The 11,741-nt window shown below is 49.7% G+C and carries 9 protein-coding genes and 3 pseudogenes; 3 read left to right on the forward strand and 9 right to left on the reverse strand.

Annotated elements, in window-relative coordinates:
• Nucleotides 1–50: 50 nt before the first annotated feature.
• Together ACHHZ6_RS15875 and ACHHZ6_RS15880 are read left to right on the forward strand one after the other, a co-directional pair.
• Nucleotides 51–202: pseudogene (locus ACHHZ6_RS15875) on the forward strand (LysE family translocator); the annotation flags it as partial.
• Between the two features lie 378 nt (nucleotides 203–580).
• Nucleotides 581–1,660, forward strand: a complete 1,080-nt coding sequence (locus ACHHZ6_RS15880) for a YcjF family protein (RefSeq protein ID WP_196391310.1) — start codon at nucleotides 581–583, stop codon at nucleotides 1,658–1,660.
• A gap of 61 nt (nucleotides 1,661–1,721) precedes the next feature.
• Here ACHHZ6_RS15880 and arsC read toward each other — a convergent pair whose 3' ends face one another.
• The 6 genes from arsC to ACHHZ6_RS15910 all read right to left on the reverse strand — a co-directional run bounded on the left by arsC (nucleotide 1,722) and on the right by ACHHZ6_RS15910 (nucleotide 8,473).
• Entirely contained in the window at nucleotides 1,722–2,147 is a 426-nt protein-coding gene (gene arsC / locus ACHHZ6_RS15885) for a glutaredoxin-dependent arsenate reductase (protein WP_182271420.1), read from the reverse strand.
• Between the two features lie 12 nt (nucleotides 2,148–2,159).
• Entirely contained in the window at nucleotides 2,160–3,449 is a 1,290-nt protein-coding gene (arsB, locus tag ACHHZ6_RS15890; RefSeq protein ID WP_182918362.1) for an arsenite efflux transporter membrane subunit ArsB, read from the reverse strand.
• Between the two features lie 47 nt (nucleotides 3,450–3,496).
• A complete protein-coding gene (gene arsA / locus ACHHZ6_RS15895) occupies nucleotides 3,497–5,248 on the reverse strand; it encodes an arsenite efflux transporter ATPase subunit ArsA (protein WP_182918363.1) in 1,752 nt (583 codons plus the stop codon).
• 17 nt (nucleotides 5,249–5,265) lie between these two features.
• Entirely contained in the window at nucleotides 5,266–5,628 is a 363-nt protein-coding gene (gene arsD, locus ACHHZ6_RS15900; protein ID WP_182271423.1) for an arsenite efflux transporter metallochaperone ArsD, read from the reverse strand.
• Nucleotides 5,629–5,676: 48 nt separating this feature from the next.
• Complete coding sequence (gene arsR / locus ACHHZ6_RS15905; protein WP_196391311.1) at nucleotides 5,677–6,027, reverse strand: As(III)-sensing metalloregulatory transcriptional repressor ArsR; 351 nt, start codon at nucleotides 6,025–6,027, stop codon at nucleotides 5,677–5,679.
• A gap of 148 nt (nucleotides 6,028–6,175) precedes the next feature.
• A complete protein-coding gene (locus ACHHZ6_RS15910; RefSeq protein WP_196391312.1) occupies nucleotides 6,176–8,473 on the reverse strand; it encodes a heavy metal translocating P-type ATPase in 2,298 nt (765 codons plus the stop codon).
• A gap of 181 nt (nucleotides 8,474–8,654) precedes the next feature.
• On the opposite strand from ACHHZ6_RS15910, the gene ACHHZ6_RS15915 reads away from it, so the two are divergent.
• The gene (locus ACHHZ6_RS15915; protein WP_395122652.1) at nucleotides 8,655–9,344 is read left to right on the forward strand and encodes a VIT1/CCC1 transporter family protein; all 690 of its coding nucleotides are present in this window, start codon (nucleotides 8,655–8,657) and stop codon (nucleotides 9,342–9,344) included.
• 822 nt (nucleotides 9,345–10,166) lie between these two features.
• On the opposite strand, the pseudogene ACHHZ6_RS15920 reads toward ACHHZ6_RS15915, so the two are convergent.
• The 3 genes and pseudogenes from ACHHZ6_RS15920 to ACHHZ6_RS15930 all read right to left on the reverse strand — a co-directional run.
• Nucleotides 10,167–10,753: pseudogene (locus ACHHZ6_RS15920) on the reverse strand (IS3 family transposase); the annotation flags it as partial.
• Nucleotides 10,754–10,866: 113 nt separating this feature from the next.
• Nucleotides 10,867–11,415, reverse strand: a complete 549-nt coding sequence (locus tag ACHHZ6_RS15925; RefSeq protein WP_395122653.1) for a GNAT family N-acetyltransferase — start codon at nucleotides 11,413–11,415, stop codon at nucleotides 10,867–10,869.
• A gap of 14 nt (nucleotides 11,416–11,429) precedes the next feature.
• Nucleotides 11,430–11,741: pseudogene (locus ACHHZ6_RS15930) on the reverse strand (helix-turn-helix domain-containing protein); the annotation flags it as partial.

The raw sequence follows: 11,741 nt of genomic DNA on the forward strand, positions 1-11,741 counted from the left end.
GGGTAGGGCAAAGTTGAAATGGCCGCCATTATGGAAGAGACGCATCCTACATGATTGGTACGCTGTGGTCGCTGACACTCATTACTGCTATCCGCTATGCTTCCGTGGTTTGAAAAGGCCTACTATGGTGAAATGGATGGACTGCTTCACTGGGTGCTTATTTCTATTATTTGCCGCAAAATTGGCGATGAGTCGAAGATAATAATACAGGGGCAAACGCCCCTGTATTATTTCATACCACAGAAGTTATTCTCTCTACGGCAGTGTCTTCAACGCATCAACCATTACCTGTATAACGAGGAATATTGGGGTAAACCGGGTCCGGTTTATTGGTATGAAGTCCTCGATGAAACATTCTTCTGACAGTTAACTAAATTTACCTGTAACTCATTGTAAATGAGTCCGAACAAAGCAATACTGATCCCTCTAAAAATTCATGACAGACCAGCCGCCTTGTTGCGGAATGGTCTGTCAGGATCCGGTGGTAACTTAAGGCAAATTAATGCCTGAGAATGTCATTCATTCCCAGGCACCTCTCTGCTGCCTGACGGCCGGACTCCATTTCATAATGGGAAACATAATGGATAATATCGAAGATATCGTAAAGGACGCTATTCAGAAGGCCACCTCGGAGCGGGGCAATATTTCAATACTGATTGCTGGCCGTTCTGGGGTAGGAAAGAGCACGTTGATCAACGCGGTTTTCCAGCAAAAGATGGCCGAAACAGGCCAGGGTAAGCCGGTAACTCAAAATACGCGTGAGATTACGAAGGAAGGTGTACCTCTCACAATTTTTGATACCCGAGGTCTGGAAATGTCCGAGTTCCAGGAGACCCATGCTGATCTTGAAAGACTGATAAAAGAGCGTTCATCTGACAGGGACTCAAATCGCCATATTCATGTCGCATGGCTCTGTATACAAGAGGATGGGCGCAGGGTTGAACAGGCTGAAATTGATTTGCACAATATGTTGGCTCGCCATATGCCGGTGATTTCCGTGGTAACCAAGGCGAGAAGTGATAATGGTTTTAAAAACGAAGTTCAGCGTTTGCTTCCGGAATCCAGAAACGTCATTCGTGTTCGGGCTATTCAGGAAGAGATGGATGATGGTTACATCATCAAAGCAATGGGATTAGAAAGTCTTATTGAACTGACATCAGAGGTTATTCCCGAGGGAAAGCGTAGAGCATTGGCGGCAGCGCAAAGAGCCAATATCAACTACAGGAAGACGCAGTCACATAAAATTGTGGTGGCTTCAGCAACGGCTGCTGCCGCGGCAGGCGCGAGTCCAATACCCTTTTCCGACGCAGCCATCCTTGCACCTATTCAGGTCACGATGATTGCGGGCATTACCTCAGTATTTGGCCTTGAGCTTTCGAAGGGAACTCTTACCACACTGGTGGCATCTGCTATTGGGGTTGGTGGTGCGACATTTTTAGGCCGTACTGTTGTTGTTAATATCCTGAAGTGTTTCCCAGGAGTAGGAACAGTTGCTGGTGGGGCAATATCAGCAGCTACAGCCAGCGCAATCACTGTTGGTCTGGGAGAAGCCTACATTGCCGTGCTGGCTGAAATTTTTACTAAAGATCCTGATGCAGAGCCAACAGCAACGGAAATCGGCGAAAAGCTTAAAGAGAAAATGAAAAAGATAGGTTCATGACCGCTTAGAAGATTGAGTATCTATGCAGGTTAGCATAAGGGGGCAATCGCCCCCTTCATTTTTATTTCAGTCTCTTGCCGGTATCATCAACAACTTTCTCGCCATCTTCCTTTGCGAAAGCCCCTTTCTGTGCATCTGGGAGGATATCCAGCACCACTTCGGAAGGGCGGCACAGACGCGAGCCCAACGGTGTCACCACAATCGGACGGTTAATCAGGATCGGATGCTGCAGCATAAAGTCGATTAGCTGATCGTCAGTAAATTTATCTTCCGCGAGTCCCAGCTCTTCATAGGGCTCAACATTTTTACGTAGCAGTGCCCGTACAGTGATCCCCATATCGGCAATGAGTTTAACCAGTTCATCGCGTGACGGTGGGTTCTCAAGGTAATGAATTACCGTTGGTTCAGTACCACTGTTGCGGATCATCTCCAGCGTGTTACGCGACGTACCGCAGGCCGGGTTGTGATAAATAGTGATGTTGCTCATATCTGTATCTCATTACAAAGTGAAAGAGAGACGTAGCGCCAGTGCGACCAGCGTTACAAACAGCACAGGCAGAGTCATGATAATTCCGGTGCGGAAATAATAGCCCCAGGTGATCGTCATATTCTTCTGTGAAAGTACATGCAGCCAGAGCAGTGTTGCCAGGCTACCAATAGGGGTGATTTTCGGGCCCAGGTCGCAGCCAATCACGTTGGCATAAACCATCGCTTCTTTGATAACGCCAGTTGCCGTGCTGCCATCAATCGAGAGTGCGCCAACCAGCACGGTAGGCATGTTGTTCATGATGGAAGACAGGAACGCCGTCAGGAAGCCAGTACCCAACGTCGCGGTCCAAAGCCCTTTATCCGCCAACATGTTCAGCACACCTGAGAGGTATTCGGTTAGCCCGGCGTTCCGCAGCCCATAAACCACCAGATACATCCCCAGTGAGAAGATAACGATCTGCCAGGGGGCACCATGCAGCACTTTGCCGGTGTTAATGGCATGACCCCGTTTCGCCACGGCAAACAGAATTACCGCCCCAACTGCCGCAATTGCGCTAACGGGAATACCGAGCGGCTCGAGGACGAAGAAACCAACCAGCAGAAGAATCAAAACAATCCAGCCAGTGCGGAATGTAGCCGGATCTTTAATTGCTTTTGCCGGTGTCTTAAGGAGCGCCAGATCGTAAGCCTGTGGGATATCCTTGCGGAAGAACAGATGCAGCATAGCAAGCGTGGCAACAATGGCGGCAATATCAACCGGAACCATTACCGACGCATATTTGGTGAATCCCAGACCAAAGAAATCCGCTGAAACGATATTCACCAGGTTCGACACGATAAGCGGCAGGCTGGCAGTATCGGCAATAAACCCGGCAGCCATAACGAATGCCAGTGTCGTGCTTTTACTGAAGCCTAATGCCAGCAGCATGGCAATAACGATGGGTGTCAGAATTAACGCCGCGCCATCGTTGGCAAATAATGCAGCCACCGCAGCACCGAGCAAAACAATATAGGTAAACAGCAGGCGGCCACGACCATTTCCCCAACGGGAAACGTGCAATGCAGCCCATTCGAAAAAGCCGGATTCATCGAGCAGCAGGCTGATAATAATCACGGCAATAAACGTTGCCGTCGCGTTCCAGACGATATTCCACACCACCGGGATATCACTTAAATGTACAACGCCAGAAATCAACGCCAGTCCCGCACCCAGCATTGCACTCCAGCCGATCCCTAATCCCTTCGGTTGCCAGATAACCAACACAATGGTCAGGACAAAAATAGCACCTGCCAGTAACATACATCCTCCTGACAGGGCGGCAGAGCCGCCCTGTATATACAAAAAAATTAACTCGTCAGCTCTCTGAGTTTTTTGATACCGGCAGGCTCAGACGCCAGTACCGGAACGAGCGCTATACGGTCAGCGTGCTGTTGCTTAACGGCCTCAATCTGAGGCTGTTCCTGCCGGGCGCGCAGGCAAAGCAACGGAGAACGCGTATCCGCAATGGAAAGGCAGTTATTGATAATCCAGCCCCACGGATGGATCCCCGCTCTTTCGAGATCGGCCTGCAGGTTCGCCGCTTCCAGCACCGGTGTGGTTTCTGGCAGCGTAACCAGTAGCACTTTGGTTCTGTCCGGGTCCTGAAGCTGCATCATTGGGGTAGTAAAATGACCTTTATTCCCCATTTTTTTAGCAATCTCGCGGTGATAGGCCCCGGTTGCGTCCAGCAACAACAACGTGTGCCCCGTGGGAGCCGTATCCATCACCACAAACCGCTTACCGGCTTCGCGGATCACGCGGGAGAAGGCCTGGAACACGGCAATTTCTTCGGTGCAGGGGGAACGTAAATCTTCTTCCAGCAGGCGTTTCCCCGCGTCGTCCAGGTCTTTCCCCTTCGTCTCAAGAACATGCTGGCGATAGCGTTCGGTTTCATCGTGGGGGTTGATCCTGCTGACCTGCAGGTTATTCAGGCAGCCGTTTAGCGTGGTACTGAGATGCGCGGCAGGATCTGAGGTTGTGAGATGCACATCGAACCCCATATCCGCCAGCCTGACGGCGATAGCAGCAGCCATCGTGGTTTTACCGACGCCACCTTTGCCCATCAGCATAATCAGGCCGTGTCCATCGCGGGCGATTTCATCAACCAGGTCAGAGAGTGACGGATTTTCAGGTCGGTAAGCTATGTTTTGTTCAGGGCGTGAATAAGCCTCAGAACGGACATCAAGCAGTCCTTTTAATGCGGACACGCCAACCATGTTCACCGGCTGCAGGAACAGAGTATCTGTCGGCAATTCTGATACACCAGCGGGAAGATTTGCCAGCGTCTCCTGTTCCCGTTGCCATATCGCAGCCGCTAATACGTCATGTTCTGCTTCGGCTGCAGGTAAAACACCATTAATAATCAGATACTGGTTTTTCAGGCCAATCGTAGCCAGCTCTTCATGGGTGCGGGCGACTTCCTGCAGCGTTGATTTTTGCAGCCGTGCAACCAAAACAAGCCGGGTACGTTCAGGATCTGATAACGCCTCAACCGCATGAGCGTACTGCTCACGTTGCTTTTCCAGCCCAGCCATCGGGCCGAGGCAGGAAGCACCGTCCGGGTTACTTTCAATAAAGTTACTCCAGGCTCCGGGAAGCTGGAGGAGGCGGATAGTGTGGCCCGTTGGTGCAGTATCAAAAATGATGTGATCAAAACGCGTCAGCAGAGAAGCGTCCGTCAATAAGCCAGTGAATTCATCGAACGCCGCAATCTCAGTGGTGCATGCTCCCGAAAGCTGCTCGCTGATACTGTTAACAACATCCTCGGGCAGAAGACCCTTGACAGGATCAACGATTCTGGCCCGATATTGCTGGGCGGCTTCTTGCGGGTCGATCTCCAGTGCGGAAAGTCCGGGAACTGCAGTCACAGGGTGAATAGTATTACCGATAGTCTGATCAAATACCTGGCCGACATTGGAGGCAGGATCGGTACTGACCAACAACACACGCTGACCTTGTTCTGCCAGGCGGATAGCCGTCGCACACGAAATGGAGGTTTTGCCCACTCCTCCCTTACCGGTAAAAAACAGGTAAGGTGGGATATTCTGTAAGAATTTCATATGTCCTCCTGACATACTCAACAACAGGAAGTATTACCACCACAGCAACGGGTGGGAGCCAGACCTACTTTCTCCAGCGGAATGCCAAACCAGCGAGCCAGCTCAGCACGTTTTGGGTATCGCCCAGCCATCACCGTTTCACCGTCCAGCAACAGCAGCGGAAGACCTTCTGCACCAGATGCTTCGAGGAATGCTTTCGCTTTCTCGTTCTGAACGAAGCTCATAGGTTGCTGTGCCAGGTTGTATCGTTCAACCTGCACGCCGCGTTCTTTCAGCCACTGGACATCAGCAGAGAAATCCACCAGAACCTGATCGACATCGGAACCACATACACCGGTACTGCAGCACATTGCCGGGTCAAACACCGTTAACATTTTCATTCTGAATACCTCACATTCGAAAAATCACATATGTTCAGGCAAATTTTTTTAGATACAAATAGCTATACCGCTACCAGAGCAGTTTGCCGATGCCAGCTTACGGGCGATGGCCTGTACGTCGTCCTGTTGGCTTAACCAGGCTTGCTCAATCACCTGAGCAGCCCAGGAAGGAATATGCGGGGATAGGCGGTAGTGAACCCATTTGCCCTGTTTACGATCCAGTAATAAACCGCTTTCACGTAGCATTGCCAGGTGGCGGGAGATCTTGGGTTGTGACTGATCCAGCGCCGTGCAGAGATCGCACACGCACAGCTCTCCCATTTCTCTGAGTAGTAGGACGATACTCAAACGAGTTTCATCGGACAAGTTTTTGAAAAGCTGCAGGGCTGTCAGAGACATTATTCCTCCTTCTTATTTAGGTCCATGGTACACGTCAGCATCATAAAATCAATAACACATACGATAATTCGAATATATAAATATAGTGGGCATTACCGACAATTCCATGCCTTTCGGTCAGCGTTGTACCGCATCGGAAGTGGGGAGGCTAATTCTGAAGACCGCTAAATAATTCTTCTTCCTGAGCAAAATGCAATCTCAGAATTGCTTCAAGGCCATAAAGACACTGCTGAATATCCTGAACAGTACCTGGAGAGCCGTCTGTGCTTTGTAGAAGGATGCTCAACTGGCCCAGTTTTCTGACAAGCAGATAAATCTCCTGGTGACTTCTGCTCATCGCAGCCAGCGGGTCATCACCGGCCAGCATCAATGTCATGGTGGGGTACAGTCCCTGTTCATCCTGCTGCTCATGAGCAAGTATATCCTGGGTCAGTTGATCATGGAGTGTCTTCATGAGCGTTCGTCGTTCTTCCGGACTTGCCTGGGGTAACAGTGTTGCAACCTCAGTCAAACGCTGGAGTAATGGCTGCAACCGGTGGTGTTCATTGCGCAATGCAGCAACCTGCTCTGCACTCATTGTCCTGTCCGCCGGGCGAGTTATCCCACTCGCAAGAACCCGTAATGCCGACATAATGGCAAGCAGATCAATGAACTCCTGCAAGAGGGCACCTTCAAAGGGGAGAAGCAGACCCAGCGCGGCAAAGACCATAGCAACACAGCACAGCCCCATACCGAGCCAGACACTTTGTCTGGCAATACGAATTGACAGCCTGGCGATGACTTTGGCCTCAGCCAGCCGGTCTAAACGGTCTGTCAGTAGCACAACATCTGCACTTTCTGCTGCGGCAGCCGTACCTCTTGCCCCCATTGCAACACCGACATCCGCAGCCGCCAGAGCAGGGGCATCATTCACCCCATCACCAACCATCATCGTGCAGTGAGCGGATGACGCTTTTGAGACGTACTTCAGTTTCATTTCAGGAGTCAATTCTGCCAGTACCTGATCTACACCGAGGCCGGTGCCAATACTTTCCGCCACCTCCTGCTTGTCACCTGTCAGCATGACGATCTCGTGAACGCCTGATTTGCGCAACATGCGCAAAGCCCGGGGGGTTTCAAGTCGCAACTGATCAGAAAATAACAACCAGCCGACCAGTTCCGAATTAACTGCAATCGCAACTACCGTCGAGTTCTCAATTAACAGGCGCTGGCGGGCAGACTCCAGCCAGTTGCCCGCGTGTGACTGGCTCAGGACAAAATCCAGTGTCCCAATACATACCTGTTGTCCGTTCACCTTTCCCGTTAACCCGGCCCCAGCCACTTCCTGTACTGACTCTGGCATCGGTAATGATCCAAGTCCTTGCTCTTGTGCAGCCTGCAAAATAGCACTGGCAATAACATGGCAGGAAAGTTGGTCCATGCTGGCTGCCAGTTTGAGCAAATCAGGTTGTGTGAACTGGGGGGAGAAACTGTGAATCGACATCAGTTTTGCCATACCGCCAGTCAGAGTGCCGGTCTTGTCAAAAAACAAATAATCAGCCCGGGCAAGTTGTTCCAGCGCAGAGCTGCCTTTGATCAAAATTCCCCGCTTTGCGCAACGAGAAATACCGGATACCAGTGCCACCGGCACCGCCAGGAGGAGGGGACAAGGCGTTGCAACAACCAGAACGGCCAGTGCGCGTAATGGATCATGGCTCACCATCCCGGCCAGCCAGGCAACGCCAAGGGTGAAAGGGATGAACCAGGCAGCATAACGATCAGCGAGTCTGACCGCGGGCGCACGTGCCTGGCCTGCTTGTTCAACCACACTGATGATACCCTGAAGTGTGCTGTCTTTAGCGGCACGGGCAGCGTGCATTTTCAGTGCGTCACCGGCATTAATTGTACCACTTAACAGTAATTCACCGGTTTGTCTGGTGACCGGCAACGATTCCCCGGTAATAGAGGATTCGTTCAGCACTGCGCTCACACTCACCAACGGGCCATCTACTGGAATGGTTTCCCCCAGCTTAACCAGAAGCAAGTAACCAGGTTGAATGGATTCAACGGGAATAACCTGGATGCCATTCTCAGTCAGTCGGTTGGCAAAACGGGGTACCCTGGAAAGTAGCGCAACCATTTCACGTTCTGCGCGACCCCGGGCGTAGTTTTCTAAAAATCGGCCTGAAGCCGTCATGGCGGCAATCACGGCCGCAGTGGCCGGTTCATCCATCCACAGAGCCCCGGACATTGAAAGAATGGCGAGTAAATCTACCCCAAACTTATGACTTAATAATGACTTAACCACTTCATAAGTTAACAAAAGTAAAGAAGGGATAGTCGAAATGATTAATATAACGGCGGTATTCTGTCCCCACGTAGTATCCTGATTGACGATGTATAGCGTCAACGCCAGTAGGGGGAAAATTAGCAGCATAATATCGAGTAAGAACCGGCTGTTTTTCATGGTTTTTTCCTCCAGTATTATGCGCCTGGGGCGGTTAAAAGTGGATCATATGAACCATTAACCGTTATCTGGTTTGGTATTGTCTCCTGAATAAACAGACATGTATCTTTTAATTTAAACGATGAACGTTATCTTATTCACATATCTACCAACAAAGCGAACGTAACAGGAAAACAGGAACATGCATCTTGAACGACACAGTATTGAAAGCGTTGGATGGTTAAGGGCTGCCGTGCTGGGGGCAAATGACGGTATTGTGTCGACAGCGAGCCTTGTCCTTGGCGTCGCGTCGGCAAATACCGGTCCCTCAGGTGTTTTACTGGCGGGGGTTGCCGGCCTGGTTGCGGGGGCGATGTCGATGGCGACAGGGGAATATGTTTCAGTTTCATCACAGGCGGATACAGAAAACGCAGCTCTGGAACAGGAACAAAAGGAACTGGAAGCAGATTATCAGGGAGAGGTGCGGGAGCTTACGTCATTGTATATACAACGTGGAGTGGAGCCGGTACTTGCTCACCAGGTTGCAGAGCAGTTAATGGTGAAGGATGCACTGGATGCTCATGCCCGGGAAGAGCTCGGGTTGACAGGTACGAATTCTGCGCGGCCTCTACAGGCAGCTCTCTTTTCAGCACTGAGTTTTTCTGCCGGCGCGGTGTTGCCTTTATTCGTTGCCTGGTTATCACCACCAACGCTGGTTTCTTTGTTTATTATTCTGTCCACTCTTTGTTCGCTGGCTGCACTTGGTTATATATCTTCGGTTGTAAGCAAAGCCTCTCCTGTAAGGGCGATCGTCAGAATTACGTTCTGGAGTACTATGGCAATGGCTTTGTCGATGGGGGTTGGCCATCTTGCCGGACAAGCGCTGCTTTAAAATGCCGTTTTAATTCTCAGAAATAATAGTAGGGAAGAGCCGTTCCGTTAAGCCGGAGCTTTTCCTGTTATATATCGTTGATGAATGGAGTAATGAGCGAGCATCTTTACCCAGAGAAATGATAATAAAGCAGGATAAGGAATTTCGGGATATGCCTGTCAGGATGACAGAGATCCGTCGGAAACCGAGTGCGCACAAAAATAAGAGGAATTCCTGGCACGGTGCGGACTAAAGCAACGTTATCAGATCCACTATGAACCAGGAGTGGGCATGCCTCAGCAAAGTGCAGGTGAATTTCCTGTGTAACTGGAGCATGCACGCCGTGAACGCGATGCCTGGAAAACTGGAAAAACAGTTGTCAGGTGGTCAGCCTGATTATCAGATGGCAAGTGTGATGGTATCAGCGCTGGAAAAGGTCTTTCAGAGGTCATCAACGACCAGACCAAGTATGACCACAAAACACCAGATTTCACCTGAATCTATGTTAGTGCGCATAATGTATATTATGTTAAATATCCTACAGCACCCAATAACTTCATCTTCGACAGTTGCTTCTTCACAAATCAACACGTTACGAATTCATGACAGGCATCCCTTTTCTTGCCTTATGTTCATTATACATTTACTTCATATCCATTGTGAATGTAAGGACAATCATGTACTCACTCATGCAGCTTCGTGTTGCTCGCAAGCGTCAGTGGATTTTGATGGACACGGTCACCTGTCTGCCATTGTTGATCCCACTCCGCTATCACATAGATATTAAGTGAGCAATTACGCAGACGCTCAAACTCGTTGCAAGTTTGAATCGCCACGGATAATCTAGACACTTCCGAGCCGTTGATAATACTGGTTTTCATATTCTGTCGGTGACATATGATTGCTCGAACCATGCCGACGCTTACTGTTATAAAACATTTCGATGTAATCAAAAATATCGCTGCGGGCTTCTTCCCGCGTTCCGTAGATCTTTTTCTTTATCCGTTCGCGTTTCAGCAACTATCCGGAGCATCCGGATTGAACTGTCGCTGGAGCCTGTTGGGCGATACGATACTGGCCTCGCCTTTGCGTGCCCGCGGGCTCCGGTACCCGACCTGAGCCTTTATCCCGGCACGATTCATCAGTCGCCAGACTCTGTTCACTCCGCACTGTTGCCCGCTATCCCGCAAGTCCAGATGGATCTTGCGATAACCATAAACGCAACCGGACTCCAGCCAGAACTGTTTGATCTGTCCCGTCAGTCTCAGATCTACCTGGTGGCGCTGAGAATACGGTTGCTTAAACCAGGCGTAAAAGCCACTGGGATGAACATCCAGCACCCTGCAGAGCAGACGAACAGGCCAGCAACGGGAGTTGTCACGAATAAAGGCGTACCTCAGTCGGACAGCTTTGCGAAGTACTGACCTGTTCCCCGTTGATTAATACATCCCGATGTTAGTAATGTCTTCATAAGCCACATGAGGACATCCCCATGAAGAAGCGTTGCGACCTTAAGGGGAATATAGACAATTCCCCCTGATGATTACACACTGATGTAAAATGTCATTTTTTCGTAATGGTCGTTAAGGAGAGTCATCTCTGATGTGACGACAAAACCCGACTTCTGATACAGTTTTTTCAGATAAGTTTTTTTTGTGTCAGCCAGAAGGGTTACCTTCTTTACCCTCTTCCTTCTGGCCTCTGCGGTTACCTGGTCAATCAGCAGACTGGCTATTCCGTGCCCTCTGTATTCAGGCAGAACAGCCAGTGAATCGATATATATTTCATCGGGCTCTGACTCATTTTCCATTTCAGGCTTTTGTCCGGTTAATGAACTGAATCCAGATTCGTCTTCACCGCTAAACCAGAGAATACAGCCTGCTATTTTTTCCTTATCCCTTGCAACAAATATATTTCTGTAGCTAAAGTAAACATCATCTCTTTCAAAGTTTAACTGGTATTCAGTCAGAGCATCGTTGATATTATCCTTGCCCGAAAGAGTCAGCACTGCATCTTTATCTGCCAGCGATATGAGCCTTACCACCTCTGCGGCATCGGTTTTACTTGCTTTATCTGTAATAATTTCTTTCATTCTAAAACACCCTATTAACAATTATTTTTATTTTGTTCTTGATATTTATCCGGGTGCGGCGAAGCAGTATTACTGCATGCAAGCACCCGGTAACCTGTAGGCCGTGATACTGAAAATAACCCGGCAAGGTCACTGATTGAGTACTGTACTGTTTCATGCATCCGGCATAATTCCTTTTGTTGTTTATCAGAAAGCTTTGGCTGTTTTCCCCGCAATTTCCCCTTTGTCCTGGCGATGACCATACCTTCGCGGGTACGCAGACGTATCAGGTCACCTTCAAATCCCGCGAAGGTCGCCAGCACGTTGAGAAACGTTTTGCCATCGGG

Origin of the sequence: Enterobacter cloacae complex sp. 2024EL-00214, from assembly GCF_043945575.1 — a bacterium.
Classification (GTDB): domain Bacteria; phylum Pseudomonadota; class Gammaproteobacteria; order Enterobacterales; family Enterobacteriaceae; genus Enterobacter; species Enterobacter cloacae_P.